At 68.3% G+C, this 25800-nt stretch carries 1 protein-coding gene; it reads left to right on the forward strand.

What is annotated here, in order from left to right; translation table 11 throughout:
* The gene (locus ACMTAK_RS43150; protein ID WP_413811182.1) at positions 1-25794 is read left to right on the forward strand and encodes an SDR family NAD(P)-dependent oxidoreductase; all 25794 of its coding nucleotides are present in this window, start codon (positions 1-3) and stop codon (positions 25792-25794) included.
* Positions 25795-25800: the final 6 nt, after the last annotated feature.

Below are 25800 nucleotides of genomic sequence, written 5' to 3' on the forward strand. Positions count from 1 at the left end.
ATGTCACGCGCGGAACTGGTACGGCCTATTTATGATCTGCTTCGCGCGAATGCTGAACGCCTTGGCGACAAAATGGCGTACGTGGACTCGCGGCTCGCACTGACACACGCCGAATTGGCCGCGCGGACCGGACGGATCGCCGGGCACCTGGTGGACATGGGTGTGGACCGGGGCGACCGAGTCGCGATCCTGCTGGGCAACCGCGTCGAGAACATCGAAAGCTATCTGGCGATCGCCCGGGCCAGCGCGGTGGCCGTACCGCTCAACCCGGACGCGACCGAGGCCGAGGTCGCCCACTTCCTGTCGGACAGCGGCGCCGTAGCCGTCATCACTGACTCCGCTCATCTCGAAGATGTGCGTCGCACGGCCCCTGCTGTGACCATCGTTCTGGTGGGCGAGGAACGAATTCCCCCAGGAGTGCGGTCATTCGCCGAGCTGGCCACCGCCGAGCCCGTCCAGTCAGCACGCGACGACCTGGGGCTCGATGAAGCAGCCTGGATGCTCTACACCTCCGGCACCACGGGCACCCCGAAGGGCGTCCTGTCGACCCAGGGCAGCGGCCTCTGGTCCGCGGCGTATTGCGACATCCCCGCTTGGGAGCTGACCGAGAACGACGTTCTGCTCTGGCCCGCGCCGCTGTTCCACAGCCTCGCCCTCCACCTGTGTCTCTTGGCCGCCACCGCCGTCGGCGCGACTGCGCGGATCATGAACGGTTTTGTGGCGAGCGAGGTGCTCGAAGAGCTCTCGGAGCATCGGTGCACGGTGCTCGTCGGTGTGCCGACGATGTTCCGCTATCTTCTGGGAGCCGCCGACGCGTTCGAACCGCGGACATCGTCGCTGAAAATGGGCCTGGTCGCAGGCTCCGTCGCGCCGGCTTCCCTCATCGAGGGCTTTGAGGACGTCTTCGGCGTACCGCTGCTCGACACCTACGGCTGCACCGAGACCACCGGATCCCTCACCGTGAACTGGCTCAGCGGACAACGGGTCCCCGGTTCGTGTGGCCTCCCCGTCCCGGGGCTGTCCCTGCGCTTCGTCGACCCCATCAGCGGCGCCGATGTCGCGGACGGCGAAGAGGGCGAGCTGTGGGCCAGCGGGCCGAGCATCATGATCGGCTACCACGAGCAGCCCGAAGCCACGGCCGAGGTGCTTTCGGCCGGGTGGTACCGCACCGGTGACCTGGCCCGCCGCAGCGAGACGGGACACGTCACCATCACCGGCCGGATCAAGGAACTCATCATCCGCGGTGGTGAGAACATCCACCCGCACGAGATCGAGGCCGTGGCGCTCGACGTGCCCGGGGTCAAGGACGCGGCAGCGGCAGGCAAGCAGCACCCCGTACTCGGCGAGGTTCCCGTGTTGTACGTCGTGCCGGAAACGGGCGGTGTCGATGCCGACATGGTGCTTGCCGTGTGCCGCGAACGGTTGTCGTACTTCAAGGTGCCAGAGGAGATCTACCGGGTCGACGCCATCCCGCGGACCGCGTCCGGCAAGGTGAAACGCTCCTCCCTCACGGAGGAACCGGCCGAATTGCTCGCCGGAGCGAGCGGCGGCGAAACCCTGCACCGGCTGGAGTGGATTCCCCTCGAACTGCCGGAACAGGCCTCCCCGGACGGTCATGTGGTCGTACGTGTCGACTCCCTGGCGTCCGAGGACGCCGACCTGGCCGACGCGGTCCGCGATCTCGCGCAGTCCTGGCTCGCCGACAAGCGGCGTGCCGATTCGACACTTGTCTTCGTCACCCGCCGTGCCGTGGACACTGGTCCCTCCGACATCCCGGTCCCCGGGCACGCAGCGGCATGGGACGCGATCCGCAGGGAACAGACGGAGAACCCCGGCGTCTTCGTCGTCATCGACATCGACATCGACATCGACGACCACGACCACGACCACGGCAACGTCGACGACAACGAACCCGACGACACCCTCCTGTCCGCTCTCGCCGGGCTCGGAGAGCCACAGGTCGCGCTGCGCGACGGTAATCCGCTCGTCCCGCGACTGGCCCACGCGAACACCCCGGACAGCGGCTCGCTCACGATCCCCGAAAACCGTGCGTGGCTGCTGGAGCACTCCCGCAGCGGAACCCTGCGAGACCTCGCCCTGGTACCCGCCGATACCGCTGAGCGGCCCTTGCACCCCGGCGAGGTGCGGATAGCCGTGCGCGCTGCGGGTTTGAACTTCCGCGACGTTCTCATCGCTCTGGGTACGTACCCGGGTGAGGGCCTGATGGGCGGTGAGGCCGCGGGCGTGGTGCTCGAGGTCGGCTCGGAAGTACCCGACCTGACCCCGGGAGACCGGGTCTTCGGGCTTGTGGGAAGCGCGTTCGGGACGGTCGCGATCGCCGATCGCCGTCTGCTCGGTGCGATACCCGATACATGGTCGTTCGCCACGGCGGCGTCCATCCCCATCGTGTTCGCCACCGCCTACTACGGGCTGGTGGACCTGGCCGGTCTCAGCGCCGGCGAATCCGTCCTGATCCACGCCGCCGCGGGTGGTGTGGGCATGGCGGCGACTCAGATCGCCCGGCACCTGGGTGCGCAGATCTTCGCCACCGCCAGCGCGGGCAAGCAGCACATCCTGAGTGAGGCGGGCCTGGAGGACACCCGGATCGCGGACTCCCGCACACTCGCTTTCCGGGAAGCGTTCCTGAACACCACCGACGGCCAGGGTGTCGACGTCGTCCTCAACTCTCTCAGCGGTGACTTCGTCGACGCCTCCCTCGACCTGCTGCCCCGCGGCGGCCGGTTCCTGGAAATGGGCAAGACCGATATCCGTGACGCGGAGCGGACCACCGCGGACCGGCCCGGTACCACCTATCAAGCGTTCGACCTGCTGGACGCCGGTCCGGACCGGCTGCGGGAGATCATCGCCGAGCTGCTCGCCCTGTTCGCGCAGGGTGTGCTGCGGCCGCTGCCCGTACTGACCTGGGATATCCGCAAGGCACGCGACGCGTTCAGCTGGATGAGCCGCGCCCGCCACACCGGCAAGATCACCTTCACCATTCCCCGGCAACTCGACCCCGGCGGTACGGTTCTGATCGCCGACGGGTCGGGCGTCCTGACGGGAACCGTCGCCCGGCATCTAGTGGCCGAACAGGACGTGCGTCATCTGCTGCTGCTGTCCCGCAGCACCCCGGACGAAGCTCTGGTCAACGAGCTGATCGAGTCGGGCGCCCGGGTCGACACGGCGGTCTGTGACATATCGGATCATGCCGGGCTGGGGCAGGCGCTGGCCGGGATATCACCGGAACGCCCCCTCACCGCGGTGATCCACGCCGGCGGTCCCGCCGTTGCCCACGAGAGCCACCAGCTGCACCGCCTCACGAAAAGCCTCGACCTCGCCGCCTTCGTCGTCTTCAGCCAAGACGCGCCTGCCTCCGTGGACGCCCTCGCCCGGCGCCGCCGCGCCGAAGGCCTGCCGATCACGGCAATCGCCTGGGGCATACCCGAAGCCGAAGCGGTCATGGTCAGAGGACCCCTGCTGGGCCGCGCAATGGCTTCCGCCGACTCGGCTCACATTGTCACGCGTCTGAACACTGTCGGTCTGCGAGCACTGGCCGCGGCCGGCACGCTTCCACCGCTCCTCCAGAACTTGGTCGGTGCGCAAACCGACGACGCCCAACAGCAAGCATGGTCACGGCAGTTCCTAGCCGCAGAGGCTGCCAGAGAACAGGCGTTGCGCGATCTGGTCCGCAGCAGCGTCATGGACATCCTGGGCCTCTCCTCGGCCGATCGGTACGCCGCTGACAAGACGTTCCGCGAGATGGGCATCGACTCACTGACCGCGGTGGAACTGCGCAACAGCCTGGCCAAGACAACGGGTCTGCAACTGCCCGCCACGATGGTGTTCGACTATCCGAACCCTGCCGTGCTCGTTGCCCGGTTGGGGGAGTTGTTCACGGGCGAGAGCCCTGTCCCGGTACGTGGGCCGGTGTCGGCGGTGGGGCAAGGCGAGCCGTTGGCGATTGTGGGTATGGCGTGTCGCTTGCCGGGTGGGGTGTCGTCGCCGGAGGATCTGTGGCGCTTGGTCGAGTCGGGTACGGATGCGATTTCCGGTTTTCCCGCCGACCGTGGCTGGGACGTCGAGGGCCTGTACGACCCTGATCCGGACGCGTCCGGGAAGTCGTACTGCGTGCGGGGTGGCTTCCTGGACACCGCGGCTGGCTTCGACGCCGGGTTCTTCGGGATCAGTCCGCGTGAGGCGTTGGCGATGGATCCGCAGCAGCGGCTGCTGTTGGAGGTGTCCTGGGAGGCGTTCGAGCGGGCCGGGATCGAGCCCGGTTCCGTACGCGGCAGCGACACCGGTGTCTTCATGGGCGGTTTCCCCGGTGGTTACGGCGTCGGCGCTGACCTTGAGGGTTTCGGGGCGACTGCTGGCGCGGCGAGTGTGTTGTCCGGCCGGGTGTCGTACTTCTTCGGTCTTGAGGGCCCCGCCATCACGGTGGACACGGCCTGCTCGTCATCGCTGGTGGCGTTGCACCAGGCCGGGTATTCCCTGCGTCAGGGTGAGTGTTCCCTGGCCCTGGTCGGCGGCGCCACCGTGATGGCCACGCCGCAAAGTTTCGTGGAGTTCTCGCGGCAGCGAGGCTTGTCAGCCGATGGCCGGTGTAAAGCCTTCGCTGACGCCGCGGATGGCACGGGGTGGGCCGAGGGCGTCGGTGTGCTGTTGGTTGAGCGTTTGTCGGATGCTCAGGCCAAGGGGCACCAGGTGTTGGGGGTGGTGCGGGGTTCGGCGGTGAACCAGGACGGTGCGTCGAACGGCCTGTCCGCGCCGAACGGTCCTTCGCAGCAGCGGGTGATCCGGGCCGCTCTCAGCAACGCGGGCCTGAGCACGGCTGAGGTGGATGTGGTCGAGGCACATGGCACGGGTACGACGCTGGGTGACCCGATCGAGGCCCAGGCGGTGCTCGCCACTTACGGTCAGGACCGTGAGCAGCCGTTGTTGCTGGGTTCGTTGAAGTCGAATATCGGTCATGCGCAGGCTGCTGCGGGTGTGTCGGGTGTTATCAAGATGGTGATGGCGCTGCGGCATGGGCTGGTGCCGCGCACGTTGCATGTGGATGAGCCGTCGCGGCATGTGGACTGGACGGCCGGTGCGGTGGAGCTGGTGAGGGAAAACCGGTCCTGGCCCGACACCGACCGGCCCCGCCGGGCAGGCGTGTCGTCCTTCGGCGTCAGCGGCACCAACGCCCACGTCATCCTGGAGAGCGCACCGGCTCAGCCTGCGGAGGAGGCGCAGCCTGTTGTGACGCCGGTGGTGGCCTCGGATGTGCTGCCGCTGGTGGTGTCGGCCAGGACCGAGTCCGCTCTGGCCGAGGTCGAGGACCGGCTGCGCGCCTACCTGGCCGCAACACCCGAGGCAGACATGCGGGCTGTGGCGTTGACGCTGGCGGTGACGCGGTCGGTGTTCGAGTACCGTGCCGTGCTCCTCGGCGACGACACTGTTACCGGCACCGGCGCTGCTATGTCGGATCCCCGGGTGGTGTTCGTTTTCCCGGGGCAGGGGTGGCAGTGGCTGGGGATGGGCAGTGCGCTGCGTGATTCCTCGGTGGTGTTCGCCGAGCGGATGGCCGAGTGTGCGGCGGCGTTGGGTGAGTTCGTGGACTGGGATCTGTTCACGGTGCTGGATGATCCGGCGGTGGTGGACCGGGTCGATGTGGTCCAGCCCGCTTCGTGGGCGGTGATGGTTTCGCTGGCCGCGGTGTGGCGGGCGGCCGGTGTGCGGCCGGACGCGGTGATCGGTCACTCCCAGGGTGAGATCGCCGCCGCCTGTGTGGCCGGTGCCGTGTCGTTGCGGGATGCCGCCCGGATTGTGACGTTGCGCAGTCAGGTGATCGCGCGGGGGCTGGCGGGCCGGGGTGCGATGGCATCCATCGCGTTGCCCGCACAGGATGTCGAGCTGGTCGACGGTGCCTGGATCGCGGCCCGTAATGGTCCCGCGTCGACGGTGATCGCGGGTGCGCCGGAGGCGGTGGACCGTGTGCTGGCGGTTCATGAGGCGGGAGGGGTGCGGGTGCGGCGGATCGCCGTCGACTACGCCTCGCATACCCCGCACGTCGAGCTGGTCCGCGACGAACTGCTCGGCATCACCGCCGGTGTTGGTTCGCAGGTTCCGGTGGTGCCGTGGCTGTCGACTGTGGATGGCACCTGGGTCGAGGGCCCGCTCGATGCGGAGTACTGGTACCGGAACCTGCGTGAACCGGTGGGTTTCGACTCCGCGGTGGGCGAGTTGCAGGCTCAGGGCGAGACCGTGTTCGTGGAGGTCAGTGCGAGTCCGGTGTTGTTGCAGGCGATGGATGACGATGTCGTCTCTGTTGCCACGTTGCGTCGTGACGACGGGGACGCCGCCCGGATGCTCACCGCCCTGGCGCAGGCCTATGTCCAGGGTGTGACTGTCGACTGGCCCGGGGTGGTGGGCAATGTCCCGGGCCGGGTGGTGGATCTTCCGACGTACGCCTTCCAGCATCAGCGGTACTGGCTCAAGAGCGTGGACCGGTCGTCTGCCGATGGTCATCCACTGCTGGGCACGGTAGTGGCGCTGCCCGGCTCCGACGGTGTGGTCCTGACCGGGCGGGTGTCGCTGGCCACCCACACATGGTTGGCTGATCACGCGGTGCGGGGCAGTGTCCTGCTGCCCGGTACCGCTTTTGTTGAGCTTGTTGTCCGCGCCGCCGGCGAGGTCGGTTGTGATGTTGTCGATGAGCTGGTGATCGAAACTCCGCTTCTGCTGCCGCGGACCGGCGGTGTGCAACTATCCGTCTCGGTCGCCGAGGTCGACGAGTCCGGACACCGCGCGATGACGGTCTTCTCCCAGGCGGACACCGCCGATACCTGGACCCGGCACGTCACGGCGACAGTCAGTACCTCTGACTCGACGGTCTCGCTGCCGGAGCTCGCTGCTTGGCCTCCCGCAGAGGCACAGCCGGTGGACCTGGGCGGTTTCTACGACCAGCTGACGGGAGCCGGTTACGAGTACGGTCCCGCGTTCCAGGGGCTGCGGACTGCGTGGCGTGACGGGGACACCGTCTACGCCGAGGTTGCTCTGGCTGAGGAGCAGGCGCAGGAGGCGGCACGGTTTGCGGTGCATCCAGCGCTGTTGGACGCCGCCTTGCACGCCAGCATTCTGAACACACTCGACACCGCTGAGCAGGGTGTGCGGCTGCCGTTCTCTTGGAACCAGGTTTGGGTCCACGCGGCAGGGTCGGCGATGCTGCGTGTCGCGATAACACGAACAGCGGACGGCTGGAGTGTGCGGGTCACTGACGACAGTGGGCGGCCAGTAGCTACCGTCGGCTCGCTTGTGACACGGGTGGTGACGGCCGATGCGCTCGGTTCCACTGCCGATGACCTGCTCGCCTTGACGTGGACGGAGATCCCGTCCCCTCAGGAGACCGGTCTGACGGTCGGTCGGTTCGAGGATCTGGTGTCGGGCGGTGATGTGCCGGTGCCCGAGGTGGTGGTCCTTACCGCACTCCCCGACAGCAGCGAGAACCCGCTGGACCCGGTGGATCCGCTGGATTCGCCGGACCCGCTGGCGCAGACCCGCACGCTGACCGCCCGGGTCCTCCAGACAGTCCAGACCTGGGTGGCCGGGGAACGCTTCACCGACAGCACACTGGTCGTGCGGACCGGGACTGGATTGGCCGCCGCCGGGGTGTCGGGGTTGATGCGGTCGGTCCAGTCGGAGCACCCGGGCCGGTTCGTGCTGGTGGAAAGCGACGACGACACCCTCACCCCGGACCGGCTGGCGGCCACCGTCGGGCTCGACGAGCCGCGGCTGCGGGTCTGCGACGGTCGGTACGAGGTACCGCGGCTGGCGCGGGCGAATGCGCCGGAAACCAGCCCGCTGACAATCCCCGATAGTCGTGCCTGGCTGCTGGAACAACCCCGCAGCGGAACCCTGCAAGACCTCGCTCTGGTACCCACCGACACCGCCGAACGGCCCCTGCAACCGGGCGAAGTACGCATAGACGTACGCGCCGCAGGTCTGAACTTCCGCGACGTCGTCGTGGCACTTGGCATGGTCGACGACAAGCGCCTGGCAGGCGGTGAGGCCGCGGGCGTGGTGCTCGAGGTCGGCCCGGAGGTGCAGGATCTGGTCCCGGGAGACCGAGTGTTCGGTCTTGTGGGCGGCGGGTTCGGGGCGGTCGCGATCGCCGACCGTCGAATGCTGGGTGTGATGCCTGATGGCTGGTCCTTCACTACGGCGGCATCCGTGCCGGTCGTGTTCGCCACCGCGTATTACGGGTTGGTGGATCTGGCCGGGCTGAGTGCGGGTGAGTCCGTGCTGATCCACGCCGCGGCGGGCGGTGTGGGCATGGCGGCGACCCAGATCGCCCGCCACCTCGGCGCGCAGATCTACGCGACCGCCAGCACCGGGAAGCAGCATGTCCTGCGCGAAGCCGGCCTGGAAGACACCCGCATCGCCGACTCCCGCACGCTGAGTTTCCAGGAAACCTTCCTCAACAACACACACGGCCGGGGTGTCGATGTCGTCCTGAACTCTCTCAGCGGTGACTTCGTCGACGCCTCGCTTGATCTGCTGCCTCGTGGTGGCCGGTTCGTGGAGATGGGCAAGACCGACATCCGCGACCCGCACCAGGTCACCGCCGACCGGCCGGGTACCAGCTACCAGGCGTTCGACCTGATGGACGCCGGCCCGGACCGGCTGCGGGAGATCATCGCCGAGCTGCTCGCCCTGTTCGCACAGGGTGTACTACAGCCCCTGCCGGTGCAGGCCTGGGACATCCGCCAGGCCCGTGATGCGTTCGGCTGGATGAGCCGCGCCCGCCACATCGGCAAGATCGTCCTCACCATCCCCCGCCGACCCGACCCGGACGGCACGGTCCTGATCACCGGCGGTTCCGGCGTCCTGGCAGCCATCCTCGCCCGCCACCTGGTAGCCGAACACGGTGCACGCCATCTGTTGCTGCTGTCCCGCAGCACCCCGGACGATGCGCTGATCAACGAGCTCGGTGAGCTGGGTGCCCGGGTCGACACGGCGATCTGCGACGTGTCCGATCGTGCCGGGCTGGCGCGGGTACTGGCCGGTGTATCACCGGAGCATCCGTTGACAGCGGTGATTCACACCGCCGGCGCACTCGACGACGGTGTGGTGGAGTCCCTGACCGCGCAGCGGTTGGAGACGGTCCTGCGGCCCAAGGCCGATGGCGCCTGGCACCTGCACGAGCTCACCCGGGATGCCGGCCTGGCGGCGTTCGTCATGTATTCCTCGGCTGCTGGTGTGCTCGGTAGTGCGGGGCAGGGTAATTATGCGGCGGCCAATGCGTTCGTGGACGCGCTGGCTGAGCAGCGTCGTGCTGAGGGTCTGCCTGCGCTGGCGGTGGCGTGGGGTTTGTGGGAGGACGCGAGTGGTCTGACCGCCGGAATGACCGATACGGATCGTGACCGGATCCGGCGTGGTGGCCTGCGGGCCATCTCCGCGGGCCATGGGATGGGTTTGCTCGACGCCGCGTCACGTCACGGTGCGTCAGTTCTGCTTGCTGCGGCGATGGGGCCTGTGCGTGATGCCGAGGTTCCGGCGTTGCTGCGTTTGTTGCATCGTCCGGTTGCCCGGCGGGCTGCTTCTACCGGTGATTCGTCGGTGCGGTGGTTGGCCCGGTTGGCGCCTGTGGAGCGGGAGAAGGCGCTGTTGAAGGTGGTGTGTGACGGCGCCGCGACGGTTCTGGGACATGCTGACGCCAGCACGATTCCGGCGACTGGTGCGTTCAGGGATCTGGGTGTGGATTCGCTGACGGCGGTGGAGTTGCGGAACGGTCTGGCGAAGGCGACGGGGTTGCGGTTGCCCGCCACGTTGGTGTTCGACTATCCGACTCCGGCGGCCTTGGCTGCGAGGCTGGACGAGTTGTTCACCGGCGAGAACCCCGTACCGGTACGCGGGCCGGTGACGGCGGTGGCGCAGGACGAGCCGCTGGCGATCGTGGGCATGGCCTGCCGCCTGCCCGGTGGAGTCTCCTCCCCGGAGGATTTGTGGCGTCTGCTGGAGTCGGGTACGGATGCGGTCTCGGGTTTCCCCACCGACCGTGGCTGGGACGTGGAGAATCTGTTCGGTCCCGCAGCTGGTGACTCCTACCGTCTGCAGGGTGGTTTCCTGGAGACTGCGGCCGGTTTTGATGCCGGGTTCTTCGGGATCAGTCCGCGTGAGGCGTTGGCGATGGATCCGCAGCAGCGGCTGGTGCTGGAGGTGTCCTGGGAGGCGTTCGAGCGGGCGGGGATCGAGCCCGGTTCCGTGCGCGGTACTGATACCGGTGTTTTCATGGGTGCGTATCCCGGTGGCTACGGCATCGGTGCCGACCTCGGCGGCTTCGGGACAACTGCCGGTGCGGTGAGTGTTCTGTCGGGGCGGGTGTCGTACTTCTTCGGCTTTGAGGGGCCGGCGTTCACAGTCGACACGGCGTGTTCGTCGTCGTTGGTGGCGTTGCACCAGGCGGGGTATGCGCTGCGGCAGGGGGAGTGTTCGCTGGCCCTGGTCGGTGGTGTCACGGTGATGGCCACGCCGCAGACTTTCGTGGAGTTCGCTCGTCAGGGTGGCTTGGCCGGTGACGGTCGCAGTAAGGCTTTCGCGGACAGTGCGGACGGTGCTGGCTTCTCCGAGGGTGCCGGTGTGCTGTTGGTGGAGCGGCTCTCCGACGCCCGCCGTAATGGTCACCAGGTGTTGGCGGTGGTGCGGGGTTCGGCGGTCAACCAGGATGGTGCGTCGAACGGGTTGACCGCGCCGAATGGTCCTTCGCAGCAGCGGGTGATTCAGGCCGCTCTCGGCAATGCGGGGTTGACCGCGGCTGAGGTGGATGTGGTTGAGGCGCATGGCACGGGTACGACGTTGGGTGACCCGATCGAGGCGCAGGCGGTGCTCGCCACTTATGGTCAGGGCCGTGAGCGGCCGTTGTTGCTGGGTTCGGTGAAGTCGAATCTGGGACATACGCAGGCTGCGGCCGGTGTGTCGGGTGTCATCAAGATGGTGATGGCGCTGCGGCATGGGCTGGTGCCGCGCACGTTGCATGTGGATGAGCCGTCGCGGCATGTGGACTGGTCGGCGGGGGCGGTGCAGTTGGTGATGGAGAACCAGCCGTGGCCGGACACCGGCCGACCGGGCCGGGCAGGTGTGTCGTCGTTCGGGATCAGTGGTACGAACGCTCACGTCATCCTGGAGAGCGCGCCCCCCGCGCAGCTGGCGGACGGCACGGTGGTCGAGTCGGTGCCGGAGTGGGTGCCGTTGGTGGTGTCGGCCAGGACGCAGTCGGCTCTGGTCGCGTACGAGGGCCGGTTGCGTGCGTATCTGTCGGGGTCGCCCGGGGTGGATTTGCGGGCTGTGGCGTCGACGCTGGCGGTGACGCGGTCGGTGTTCGAGCACCGTGCCGTACTCATTGGAGATGACAGCGTTACCGGGACGGCGGTGTCTGATCCCCGGGTGGTGTTCGTCTTCCCGGGGCAGGGGTCGCAGCGTGCTGGTATGGGTGAGGAGCTGGCCGCCGCGTTCCCCGTCTTCGCGCGGATCCATCAGCAGGTGTGGGATCTGCTGGATGTGCCCGATCTGGAGGTGGACGAGACCGGCTACGCGCAGCCGGCCCTGTTTGCTTTGCAGGTGGCTCTGTTTGGGTTGCTGGAGTCGTGGGGTGTTGGTCCGGATGCGGTGGTTGGTCATTCGGTGGGTGAGCTTGCGGCTGCGTATGTGTCCGGGGTGTGGTCGTTGGAGGATGCGTGCGCTTTGGTCTCGGCGCGGGCTCGTTTGATGCAGGCTCTGCCTGCGGGTGGGGTGATGGTTGCTGTTCCGGTGTCGGAGGATGAGGCCCGGGCCGTGCTGGGTGAGGGTGTGGAGATCGCCGCGGTCAATGGGCCGTCGTCGGTGGTTCTCTCCGGTGATGAGGCCGCCGTGCTACAGGCCGCCAGCACGTTGGGGAAGTGGACGCGGTTGGCGACCAGCCACGCGTTCCATTCCGCTCGTATGGAGCCGATGCTGGAGGAGTTCCGGGCGGTCGCCGAAGGCCTGACCTATCGGACACCCCAGGTCGCCATGGCCGCGGGCGAGCAGGTTGCGACGGCTGAGTATTGGGTGCGGCAGGTCCGGGATGTGGTCAGGTTCGGGGAGCAGGTCGCCTCCTACGGTGACGCGGTGTTCCTTGAGCTGGGTGCCGACCGGTCGCTGGCCCGTCTGGTCGATGGTGTCGCGATGCTGCACGGTGACCATGAGGCACAGGCCGCGGTCAGCGCTCTGGCCCACCTGTATGTCAACGGCGTCACCGTCGACTGGACCGCGGTGCTGGGCGATGTTCCGGCGAGGGTGCTGGATCTTCCGACGTATGCCTTCCAGCATCAGCGGTACTGGCTTGAGGGTGCGGACCGGTCGGCTGCCGGTGGTCATCCGTTGCTGGGTGAGGCGGTGCGGCTGGCGGAGGCCAGTGGGGTGCTGTTCACTGCCCGGGTTTCCCGGAGCGGTGATCTGTGGCTGCGGGAGCAGGCGGTTCTGCCCGCGACGGTGTTCGTGGAGATGGCGCTGGCGGCGGCGGACGAGACCGGCTGCGGCCTCGTCGAGGAACTCACCGTCCAAGCGTTGCTGCTGCTTCCCGACGAGGGCGCCGTCCAGATACAGACCTGGGTGAGCGAACCGGACGAGACCAGCCGCCGCCGGCTCAGTGTCCACGCCCGTTGCAGCGACGGCGAGCCCTGGACACGCCTGGCCACCGCGACCCTGGCCACCACCACCGGCAGGGTGTCCGGCTGGCAGGCCGGGGAGGTGTGGCCGCCGACCGGTGCGGTCCCGGTCGCGACCCGAGCACCGTCACTGCGCGGGGTGTGGCGCCGCGGCAGCGATGTGTTCGCCGAGGTTGCCCTGGACGACACCCACGACGCCGCCAGGTTTGTGCTTCATCCCGGCCTGATGACGGCCGCGCTCACCGCTGTAGGGGAGGAGGCCCCTGCCGTGTGGCAGGGCCTGACCCTGCACGCCGGCAACCCCGGTGAGCTGCGCGTCCGTCTCACCTCACACGATGACGGCACCCTGTCGGCCGAGGCCACCGACAGCACAGGACTTCCTGTCCTGTCCGCCCGCTCCCTCACCCTGGGCGCTGTTCCCGTCTACGAACCGGCCACCAGCACCGACGACCTGCTCACCCTGACCTGGACAGAAATCCCGGCCCCTCAGGAGACCGGCCTGACAGTCGGCCGGTTCGAGGACTTGGTGTCGGGCGGTGATGTGCCGGTGCCCGAGGTGGTGGTCTTCACCGCACTCCCCGACAGCAGTGAGAACCCGCCGAGCCCGCTGGAACAGACCCGTGTACTGACCGCCCAGGTCCTGCAATCAGTCCAGACCTGGCTGGCTGGGGAGCGCTTCACCGACAGCACTCTGGTCGTGCGGACCGGCACCGGGCCGGCCGCCGCCGCAGTGTCGGGATTGATGCGATCGGCGCAGTCGGAACATCCGGGCCGGTTCATCCTGGTGGAAAGCGACGACGACACCCTCACCTTGCACCAACTGGCCGCGTCTGTCGGATTGGACGAGCCGCGGCTGCGGATCAGCGGCGGCCGGTACGAGGCAGCACGACTGGCCCGCACGCAGGCCGCCGAACCCGAGTCAGACAGGGGTTGGGATCCGGATGGCACGGTTCTGATCACCGGTGGGTCGGGTGTGCTGGCGGGGATCGTCGCCCGGCACCTGGTGGCCGAACGCGGCGTGTGTCATCTGCTGCTGGTCTCCCGCAGCACCCCGGACCAGGCGCTGATCGGCGAGCTCGGTGAACTGGGCGCCCAGGTGGCCACAGCGGCCTGTGACGTGTCCGACCGTGACGGGCTGGCGCGGGTGCTTGCGGGTGTGTCGCCGGAGCATCCCCTGACGGCCGTGATTCATACCGCGGGTGTGGTGGATGACGGTGTCGTGGAGTCCCTGACCGCGCAGCGGCTGGAGACGGTCCTGCGGCCCAAGGCCGATGGTGCCTGGCATTTGCACGAGCTCACCCGGGATGCCGGCCTGGCGGCGTTCGTCATGTATTCCTCGGCTGCTGGTGTGCTCGGTAGTGCGGGGCAGGGTAATTATGCGGCGGCCAATGCGTTCGTGGACGCGCTGGCGGAGCAGCGTCGTGCTGAGGGTCTGCCCGCACTCGCGCTGGCGTGGGGTCTGTGGGAGGACGCGAGCGGCCTGACTGCGAAGCTGACCGATACGGACAGGGGCCGGATCCGGCGCGGTGGCCTGCGGGCCATCTCCGCCGAGCATGGTATGCGGCTGTTCGACAGTGCGTCGCGCCACGACGAGCCGGTTCTGGTGGCTGCGGGGATGGAGCCGGTACGGGACGCGGAAGTCCCGGCGTTGCTGCGGTCGTTGCACCGCCCGATCGCCCGCAGGGCCGCTTCCGCCGGTGGAGTGCGGTGGCTGGCCACCCTGGCACCGGCCGAGCGGGAGAAGGCACTGCTGAAGCTGGTGCGTGACGGCGCCGCGACGGTTCTGGGACACGCCGACGCCCGCACCGTCCCCGTAGCCGCCGCATTCAAGGATCTGGGTGTGGATTCGCTGACGGCGGTGGAGTTGCGGAACGGTCTGGCGAAGGCGACGGGGTTGCGGTTGCCCGCCACGTTGGTGTTCGACTATCCGACTCCGACGGCCTTGGCCGCCCGGCTGGGGGAGTTGTTCACTGGGGAGAGCCCTGTCCCGGTACGTGGGCCGGTGTCGGTGGTGGGGCAGGACGAGCCGTTGGCGATTGTGGGTATGGCGTGTCGTCTGCCGGGTGGGGTGTCGTCGCCGGAGGATCTGTGGCGCTTGGTCGAGTCGGGTACGGATGCGATTTCCGGTTTTCCCGCCGACCGTGGCTGGGACGTCGAGGGCCTGTACGACCCTGATCCGGACGCGTCCGGGAAGTCGTACTGCGTGCAGGGTGGCTTCCTGGACACCGCGGCTGGCTTCGATGCCGGGTTCTTCGGGATCAGTCCGCGTGAGGCACTGGCGATGGACCCGCAGCAGCGGCTGGTGCTGGAGGTGTCGTGGGAGGCGTTCGAGCGGGCCGGGATCGAGCCCGGTTCCGTACGCGGCAGCGACACCGGTGTCTTCATGGGTGCGTATCCCGGTGGCTACGGCACCAATGCCGACCTCGGCGGCTTCGGCGCCACCGCGAGCGCGACCAGTGTCCTGTCCGGCCGGGTGTCGTACTTCTTCGGTCTCGAAGGTCCCGCCTTCACGGTGGACACGGCGTGTTCGTCATCGCTGGTGGCGTTGCACCAGGCCGGGTACGCCCTGCGGCAGGGGGAGTGCTCGCTGGCCCTGGTCGGCGGCGCCACGGTGATGGCCACACCGGAGCTCTTCACCGAGTTCTCGCGCCAGGGCGGCCTGGCATCCGATGGCCGGTGCAAGGCGTTCGCCGACAGCGCGGACGGCACGGGATGGTCTGAGGGCGTCGGCGTCCTGCTGGTAGAGCGCTTGTCTGACGCGCAAGCTAAGGGCCACCAGGTACTGGCAGTAGTCCGTAGCTCCGCAGTGAACCAGGACGGTGCGTCCAACGGGCTGACCGCGCCGAATGGACCCTCCCAGCAGCGGGTGATCCAAGCGGCTCTCAGCAACGCGGGCCTTGCGGCGCACGAGGTGGATGTGGTCGAGGCGCATGGCACGGGTACGACGCTGGGTGACCCGATCGAGGCCCAGGCGGTGCTCGCCGCCTATGGCCAGGGCCGTGAGCGGCCGTTGCTGCTGGGCTCGTTGAAGTCGAATATCGGTCATACGCAGGCTGCCTCGGGTGTGTCGGGTGTCATCAAGATGGTGATGGCACTGCAACACAACACCGTTCCCCGCACCCTGCACGTGAACGAGCCGTCGCGGCATGTGGACTGGACGGCCGGTGCGGTGGAACTGGTGAGGGAAAACCGGTCCTGGCCCGACACCGACCGGCCCCGCCGGGCAGGCGTGTCGTCCTTCGGCGTCAGCGGCACCAACGCCCACGTCATCCTGGAGAGCGCACCCGCCCAGCCCGCGGACCAGACGCAGCCTGTTGTGACGCCGGTGGTGGCCTCGGATGTGCTGCCCATGGTGGTATCGGCCAGGACCCGGTCCGCTCTGGCCGAGGTCGAAGACCGGCTGCGCGCCTACCTGGCCGCAACACCCGAGGCAGACATGCGGGCTGTGGCGTTGACGCTGGCGGTGACGCGGTCGGTGTTCGAGCACCGTGCCGTGCTCCTCGGCGACGACACTGTTACCGGCACCGGCGCCGCTATGTCTGATCCCCGGGTGGTGTTTGTCTTCCCGGGGCAGGGGTGGCAGTGGCTGGGGATGGGCAGTGCGCTGCGTGATTCCTCGGTGGTGTTCGCCGAGCGGATGGCCGAGTGTGCGGCGGCGTTGGGTGAGTTCGTGGACTGGGATCTGTTCACGGTGCTGGATGATCCGGCGGTGGTGGACCGGGTCGATGTGGTCCAGCCCGCCTCGTGGGCGGTGATGGTTTCGCTGGCCGCGGTGTGGCAGGCGGCCGGTGTGCGGCCGGACGCGGTGATCGGTCACTCCCAGGGTGAGATCGCCGCCGCCTGTGTGGCCGGTGCCGTGTCGTTGCGGGATGCCGCCCGGATTGTGACGTTGCGCAGTCAGGTGATCGCCCGCGGTCTGGCGGGCCGGGGTGCGATGGCATCCATCGCGTTGCCCGCACAGGATGTCGAGCTGGTCGACGGTGCCTGGATCGCCGCGCATAACGGTCCCGCGTCGACGGTGATCGCGGGTGCGCCGGAGGCGGTGGACCGTGTGCTGGCGGTTCATGAGGCGGGAGGGGTGCGGGTGCGGCGGATCACCGTCGACTACGCCTCGCATACCCCGCATGTCGAGCTGGTCCGCGACGAACTGCTCGACATCACCGCCGGTGTCGGCTCGCAGCCCCCGGTGGTGCCGTGGCTGTCGACCGTGGACGGCACCTGGATCGAGGGCCCGCTCGATGCGGACTACTGGTACCGGAACCTGCGTGAGCCGGTGGGTTTCGACTCGGCCGTCAGCCAGTTGCAGGCCCGGGGCGAGACCGTGTTCGTCGAGGTCAGCGCCAGCCCGGTGTTGTTGCAGGCGATGGATGACGATGTCGTTTCTGTTGCCACGTTGCGTCGCGACGACGGGGACGCCGCCCGGATGCTCACCGCCCTGGCGCAGGCCTATGTCCAGGGTGTGACTGTCGACTGGCCCGGGGTGGTGGGCAATGTCCCGGGCCGGGTACTGGACCTTCCGACCTACGCCTTCCAGCATCAGCGGTACTGGCTCAAGAGCGTGGACCGGTCGTCTGCCGATGGTCATCCACTGCTGGGCACGGTAGTGGCGCTGCCCGGCTCCGACGGTGTGGTCCTCACCGGGCGGGTATCACTGGCCACCCACACATGGTTGGCTGACCACGCGGTCCGGGGCAGTGTCCTGCTCCCCGGTACCGCATTTGTTGAGCTGGTCGTCCGCGCCGCCGACGAGGTCGAGTGCGACGCCATCGACGAGCTGGTGATCGAAACCCCGCTCCTGCTGCCGCAGACCGGCGGTGTGCAACTATCCGTCTCGGTCGCCGAGGCCGACGAGTCCGGACACCGCGCGGTGACGGTCTTCTCCCAGGCGGACACCGCCGATACCTGGACCCGGCACGTCACGGCGACAGTCAGTACCTCTGACTCGACGGTCTCGCTGCCAGAATTCGCCTCGTGGCCACCAGCCCAGGCGCAGCCGGTGAACGTGGCCGATTTCTACGAGCGGCTGGCAGCGGCAGGTACTGAGTACGGTCCCGCGTTCCAGGGGCTGCAAGCTGCGTGGCGCGACGGGGACACCGTCTACGCCGAGGTTGCTCTGGCTGAGGAGCAGGCGCAGGAGGCGGCACAATTCGCCGTGCACCCGGCGCTGTTGGACGCCGCCATGCACGCCAGCATCCTGAACACACCGGATACCGACCAGCAGAGCGTGCGGATGCCGTTCTCCTGGAACGGTGTTCAGGTCCATGCCACGGGCTCGGCCACGTTGCGTGTGGCGGTGACACAGGCAACGGATGGCTGGAGTGTGCGGGTCGCCGATGACGACGGCCGGCCGGTGGCCACCATCGGCTCGCTCGTGACTCGGCCGGTAACGGCCGACGCGCTCGGCTCCGCAGCCGATGACCTGCTCAGGGTGGTCTGGACGGAGATCCCCATCCCCCAGCAGACGGGTCTGACCACTGGCCGGTTCGAGGATCTGGTGTCGGGCGGTGATGTGCCGGTGCCCGAGGTGGTGCTCCTTACCGCACTCCCCGACAGCAGCGAGAATCCGCTGGACCCGGTGGATCCGCTGGATTCGCCGGACCCGCTGGCGCAGACCCGCACGCTGACCGCCCGGGTCCTCCAGGCAGTCCAGACCTGGCTGGCCGGGGAACGCTTCACCGACAGCACACTGGTCGTACGGACCGGTACCGGGCTGGCCGCTGCCGCAGTGTCGGGGTTGATGCGGTCGGCCCAGTCCGAGCACCCGGGCCGGTTTGTCCTGGTGGAAAGCGACGACGACACCCTCACCCCGGACCAGCTGGCGGCCACCGTCGGGCTCGACGAGCCGCGGCTGCGGATCAATGACGGCCGGTACGAGGCAGCTCGACTGGCCCGGACCAACACCCCCGAAGACAGCCCGCTGACGATCCCCGACAATCGTGCCTGGCTGCTGGAGCACTCCCGCAGCGGAACCCTGCAAGACCTCGCGCTGGTACCCACCGACACCGCCGAACGGCCCCTGCGACCCGGCGAAGTACGCATAGACATCCGTGCCGCAGGCCTGAACTTCCGCGATGTTCTTATCGCGCTCGGCACTTACCCCGGTGAGGCTGTGATCGGAGCTGAGGCCGCGGGCACCGTGCTCAAGGTCGGCCCGGAGGTCCACGATCTGGCCCCGGGGGACCGGGTCTTCGGCCTGCTGAGTGGCGGGATCGGGACGGTCGCGATCGCCGATCGTCGCCTGCTCGCTGTGATGCCTGATGGTTGGTCCTTCACTACAGCGGCTTCTGTTCCGAGTGTGTTCGCCACCGCGTATTACGGGTTGGTGGATCTGGCCGGGCTGAGTGCGGGTGAGTCCGTGCTGATCCACACCGCGGCGGGCGGTGTGGGCATGGCGGCGACCCAGATCGCCCGCCACCTCGGGGCGCAGATCTACGCGACCGCCAGCACAGGCAAGCAGCACATCCTGTATGAGGCGGGTCTGGACGGCACTCGGATCGCGGACTCCCGCACCACGGGCTTCCGGGAAGCGTTTCTGGACACTACCGACGGCCAGGGTGTCGATGTCGTCCTGAACTCCCTCAGCGGTGACTTCGTCGACGCCTCCCTCGATCTGCTGCCCCGCGGCGGCCGGTTCGTGGAGATGGGCAAGACCGACATCCGCGACCCGCACCAGATCACCGCCGACCGGCCGGGTACCAGCTACCAGGCGTTCGACCTGATGGACGCCGGCCCGGACCGGCTGCGGGAGATCATCACCGAAATCCTCAACCTGTTCGCACAAGGCCTCCTACAGCCCCTGCCCGTGCAGGCCTGGGACATCCGCCAGGCCCGCGATGCGTTCAGCCGGATGAGCCGCGCCCGCCACATCGGCAAGATCGTCCTCACCATCCCCCGCCGACCCGACCCCGACGGCACCGTCCTGATCACCGGCGCTTCCGGCGTCCTGGCAGCCATCCTCGCCCGCCACCTGGTAACCGAACACGGTGCACGCCATCTGCTGCTCCTCTCCCGCACCACCCCCGACCCAGCACTGATCAACGAACTCACCCAGCTGGGCGCCCGGGTCGACACCGCGGCCTGCGACGTATCGGACCGCACCGGACTGGCGCACGTACTGGCCGGTGTATCACCGGAACACCCCCTGACCGCCGTGATCCACACCGCCGGCGCACTCGACGACGGCGTCGTGGAGTCCCTGACCACACAGCAACTGGACACGGTGCTACGGCCCAAGGCCGACGGCGCCTGGCACCTCCACGAACTCACCCGGGACACCGACCTCGCAACGTTCGTCATGTACTCCTCCGCCGCCGGTGTCATAGGTGGCGCGGGACAGGGCAACTACGCGGCAGCCAACGCCTTCCTCGACGCCCTGGCCGAACAACGCCGAGCCGAGGGCCTGCCCGCACTTGCGCTTGCCTGGGGTTTGTGGGAGGACACCGGAGACCTGACCGCGAAACTGACCGGCGCCGACCACGACCGAATCCGCCGCAGCGACAAGCGAACCATCACCGCTGAGCACGGAATGCGGCTGTTCGACACCGCGTCACGCCATGGCGAACCGCTCTTGGTGCCCGCTGTGATGGACCCGATCCGACACGGCGAAGTACCTGCGCTGCTGCGTTCGTTGCGTCGCCCGGTTGCCCGGCGAGCCGCTTCCGCCAGCGGTGGGGTGCAGTGGCTGGCCGCCCTGGCACCGGCCGAGCGGCAGAAGGCGCTGCTGAAGGTGGTGTGTGACAGTGCCGCCGTGGTTCTGGGGCACGCCGACGCCCGCAGCATTCCGGCGGCTGGTGCGTTCAGGGATCTGGGTGTGGATTCGCTGATGGCGGTGGAGTTGCGAAACAGTCTGGTGAAGGCGACGGGGTTGCGGTTGCCCGCCACGATGGTGTTCGACTACCCGACCCCGACGGCCTTGGCCGCCCGGCTGCAGGAGTTGTTCACCGGCGAGAACTCTGTCCCGGTACGCGGGCCGGTGTCGGCGGTGGGGCAGGACGAGCCGTTGGCGATTGTGGGTATGGCGTGCCGCCTGCCGGGCGGTGTGGCCTCTCCTGAAGACCTGTGGCGCCTTGTCGAGTCGGGTACGGATGCGGTCTCGGGTTTCCCCACCGACCGCGGCTGGGACGTAGAGAACCTGTTCGATCCGGATCCGGAGGCGGCAGGGAAGTCGTATTGCGTGCAGGGTGGATTCCTGGATGCCGCGGCTGGCTTTGATGCCGGATTCTTCGGGATCAGTCCGCGTGAGGCGTTGGCGATGGATCCGCAGCAGCGGCTGCTGTTGGAGGTTTCCTGGGAGGCGTTCGAGCGGGCTGGTATTGAGCCTGGTTCAGTACGCGGTACCGATACCGGCGTTTTCATAGGTGCATTCCCCGTTGGCTACGGTGCCGGGTTTGACCGCGAAGGTTATGGCGCCACGGCCGGCCCCAGCGTGTTGTCCGGCCGGGTGTCGTACTTCTTCGGTCTTGAGGGTCCGGCGATCACGATGGACACGGCGTGCTCGTCCTCCTTGGTCGCTTTGCATCTGGCGGCGCAGGCGTTGCGTAATGGTGAGTGTTCGATGGCGTTGGCCGGTGGTGTGACGGTGATGGCCACGCCGGAGGTCTTCACCGAGTTCGCTCGGCAGCGTGGTCTGGCCTCCGATGGCCGGTGTAAGGCGTTCGCGGACAGTGCGGACGGCGCCGGCTTCTCCGAGGGCGTGGGTCTGCTGCTGGTCGAGCGGCTCTCCGACGCCCGCCGCAACGGCCACCAGGTGCTTGCGGTGGTCCGCAGCTCGGCGGTCAACCAGGACGGTGCCTCCAACGGGCTGACCGCGCCGAACGGTCCTTCGCAGCAGCGGGTGATCCGGGCCGCTCTCAGCAACGCGGGTCTGAGCACGGCTGAGGTGGATGTGGTTGAGGCGCATGGCACGGGTACGACGCTGGGTGACCCGATCGAGGCCCAGGCGGTGCTCGCCACCTATGGCCAGGACCGTGAGCGGCCTCTGCTGCTGGGCTCGTTGAAGTCGAATATCGGTCATACGCAGGCTGCCTCGGGTGTGTCGGGCGTCATCAAGATGGTGATGGCGCTGCGGCATGGGCTGGTGCCGCGCACGTTGCATGTGGATGAGCCGTCGCGGCATGTGGACTGGACGGCCGGTGCGGTGGAACTGGTGAGTGAAAACCGGTCCTGGCCCGACACCGACCGGCCCCGCCGGGCAGGCGTGTCGTCCTTCGGCGTCAGCGGCACCAACGCCCACGTCATCCTGGAGAGCGCACCCGCCCAGCCCACGCAGGAGGCGCAGCCTGCTGTGACGCCGGTGGTGGCCTCGGATGTGCTGCCCCTGGTGGTATCGGCCAGGACCCAGTCCGCTCTGGCCGAGGTCGAAGACCGGCTGCGCGCCTACCTGGCCGCAACACCCGAGGCAGACATGCGGGCTGTGGCGTTGACGCTGGCGGTGACGCGGTCGGTGTTCGAGCACCGTGCCGTGCTCCTCGGCGACGACACTGTTACCGGCACCGGCGCTGCTATGTCTGATCCCCGGGTGGTGTTCGTCTTCCCGGGGCAGGGGTGGCAGTGGCTGGGGATGGGCAGTGCGCTGCGTGATTCGTCGGTGGTGTTCGCGGAGCGGATGGCTGAGTGTGCGGCGGCGTTGGGTGAGTTCGTGGACTGGGATCTGTTCACGGTGCTGGATGATCCGGCGGTGGTGGACCGGGTCGATGTGGTCCAGCCTGCCTCGTGGGCGGTGATGGTTTCGCTGGCCGCGGTGTGGCGGGCGGCAGGTGTGCGGCCGGACGCGGTGATCGGTCACTCCCAGGGCGAGATCGCCGCGGCGTGTGTGGCGGGTGCGGTGTCGTTGCGGGATGCGGCGCGGATTGTGACGTTGCGCAGTCAGGTGATCGCCCGCGGTCTGGCGGGCCGGGGCGCGATGGCATCCATCGCGTTGCCCGCACAGGATGTCGAGCTGGTCGACGGCGCCTGGATCGCCGCCCACAACGGTCCCGCGTCCACGGTGATCGCGGGTGCGCCGGAGGCGGTGGACCGTGTGCTGGCGGTTCATGAGGCGGGAGGGGTGCGGGTGCGGCGGATCACCGTCGACTACGCCTCGCATACCCCGCATGTCGAGCTGGTCCGCGACGAACTGCTCGGCATCACCGCCGGTATGGGCTCGCAGGCTCCGGTGGTGCCGTGGCTGTCGACCGTGGACGGCACCTGGGTCGAGGGCCCCTTGGATGCGGAGTACTGGTACCGGAACCTGCGTGAACCGGTGGGTTTCGACTCGGCCGTCAGCCAGTTGCAGGCCCGGGGCGAGACCGTGTTCGTGGAGGTCAGTGCGAGTCCGGTGCTGTTGCAGGCGATGGATGACGATGTCGTCTCTGTTGCCACGTTGCGTCGTGACGACGGGGACGCCGCCCGGATGCTCACCGCCCTGGCACAGGCCTACACCCATGGCGTCACCGTCGACTGGCCCGCCATCCTCGGCACCACCACAGCCCGGGTGCTGGACCTTCCGACCTACGCCTTCCAGCACCAGCGTTATTGGGTGGAGGGTGTGGATCGCTCGGCTGTGGGTGGTCATCCGTTGCTGGGTGTGGCGGTGGAGTTGCCTGAGTCCGATGGTGTGCTGTTGACCGGGCGGGTATCCCTGGCCACCCACGCGTGGCTGGCTGATCACGCGGTCTGGGGCAGTGTGCTGCTGCCCGGTACCGGGTTTGTTGAGCTGGTTGTCCGCGCCGCCGGCGAGGTCGGTTGTGATGTTGTCGATGAGCTGGTGATCGAAACTCCGCTCCTGCTGCCGCGGACCGGCGGTGTGCAACTATCCGTCTCGGTTGCCGAGGCTGACGAGTCCGGGCGCCGGGTGGTGACGGTCTTCTCCCGGGCGGACAACGCCGATTCCTGGGTCCGGCACGTTTCCGCCGTGATCGGTGCATCTGATTCGACGGTCCCGCTGTCGGAGTTTGCTTCATGGCCGCCGGCCCAGGCGCAGCCGGTGGATGTAATGGGTTTCTACGACCGGCTGATGGCAGAGGGGTATGAGTACGGTCCCGCGTTCCAGGGTTTGCGGGCTGCGTGGCGTGAGGGGGACACTGTCTTCGCCGAGGTTGCTCTGGCGGAGGAGCAGGCGCGGGAAGCGGCACGGTATGCGGTGCACCCGGCTCTGCTCGATGCGGCTCTGCATGCCTGCACCCTGAGCGCACCCGATGCCGAGCGGGCTGTGGGACTGCCGTTTTCCTGGAACGGTGTCCGGGTCCATGGCACCGGTTCGGCCATGTTGCGTGTGGCGGTGACACGAGCAGCGGATGGCTGGAGTGTGCGGGTCGCCGATGACGTCAGTCGGCCGGTGGCTAGCGTGGGCTCGCTGGTGACGCGCCCGGTGACGGCCGATGCGCTTGGTTCCGCTGCCGATGACTTGCTCGCTTTGACCTGGACGGAGATCCCGGCCCCTCAGGAGACCGGCCTGACCACAGGCCGGTTCGAGGATCTGGTGTCGGGCGGTGATGTGCCGGTGCCCGAGGTGGTGGTCTTCACCGCACTCCCCGACAGCAGCGAGAACCCGCTGGAACAGACCCGTGTACTGACCGCCCAGGTCCTGCAATCAGTCCAGACCTGGCTGGCTGGGGAGCGCTTCACCGACAGCATTCTGGTCGTGCGGACCGGTACCGGGCTGGCCGCTGCCGCCGTGTCGGGGTTGATGCGGTCGGCGCAGTCCGAGCACCCGGGTCGGTTTGTCCTGGTGGAAAGCGACGACGACACCCTCACCCCGGACCAGCTGGCGGCGTCTGTCGGGTTGGACGAGCCGCGGCTGCGGATCAGCGGCGGCCGGTACGAGGCAGCACGACTGGCCCGCACGCAGGCGGCCGAACCCGAGTCAGACAGGGTTTGGGATCGGGATGGCACGGTTTTGATCACCGGTGGGTCGGGTGTGCTGGCGGGGATCGTCGCCCGGCACCTGGTGGCCGAACGCGGCGTGCGTCATCTGCTGCTGGTCTCCCGCAGCACCCCGGACCAGGCGCTGATTGGCGAGCTCGGTGAACTGGGCGCCCAGGTGGCCACAGCGGCCTGTGACGTGTCCGACCGTGACGGGCTGGCGCAAGTGCTGGCGAGTGTGTCGCCGGAGCATCCCCTGACGGCCGTGATTCACACTGCCGGCGTGCTCGATGACGGTGTCGTCGAGTCTTTGAACCCGCAGCGGCTCGACACGGTACTGCGACCCAAGGCCGACGGCGCCTGGCACCTGCACGAACTCACCCGCGACACCGACCTGGCCGCGTTCGTCATGTATTCCTCGGCCGCCGGTGTGCTCGGCAGCGGGGGCCAGGGCAACTACGCGGCGGCCAATGCGTTCGTGGACGCGCTGGCGGAGCAGCGTCGTGCTGAGGGTCTGCCCGCACTCTCACTCGCCTGGGGTCTGTGGGAGGACGCGAGCGGCCTGACCGCGAAGCTGACCGATACGGACCGGGGCCGGATCCGGCGCGGTGGCCTGCGGGCCATCTCCGCCGAGCAGGGGATGCGGCTGTTCGACAGTGCGTCGCGCCACGACGAGCCGGTTCTGGTGGCCGCGGCGATGGAGCCGGTACGGGACGCGGAAGTCCCGGCGTTGCTGCGGTCGTTGCACCGCCCGATCGCCCGCAGGGCCGCCTCTGCCGGTGACTCGTCAGCGCAGTGGTTGGCAGCTTTGGCACCGGAGGAACGGGAGAAGGCGTTGCTGAGGGTGGTGTGTGACAGCGCCGCGACGGTTCTGGGACACGCCGACGCCCGCACGATTCCGGTGACCGCGGCGTTCAAGGATCTGGGCATCGATTCGCTGACGGCGGTGGAGTTGCGGAACGGTCTGGCGAAGGCGACGGGGTTGCGGTTGCCCGCCACGTTGGTGTTCGACTATCCGACTCCGACGGCCCTGGCCGCCCGGCTGGGCGAGTTGTTCGCTCCAGCGGAGCCCGAACCTCGCCTCCACGAGCAGGAGCTCCGCCGAGCGCTCGCGGGGATCTCGATTGCCAAGTTCCAGGAGGCCGGTGTGCTGGACACGCTGCTGAGGCTGGCAGCCATAGAGGGCCTGGCCGTTCCAAAGCCCGATTCGGAATCCGATGACGAGGCCTTCGTCGATGAGATGGACGCTGACGCTCTCATCAAGCACGTGCTGGAGGAGGAACGATGAGGGAAG

It is taken from the genome of Streptomyces lacaronensis (genome assembly GCF_047337785.1).
Classification (GTDB): Bacteria; Actinomycetota; Actinomycetes; order Streptomycetales; family Streptomycetaceae; genus Streptomyces; species Streptomyces lycopersici.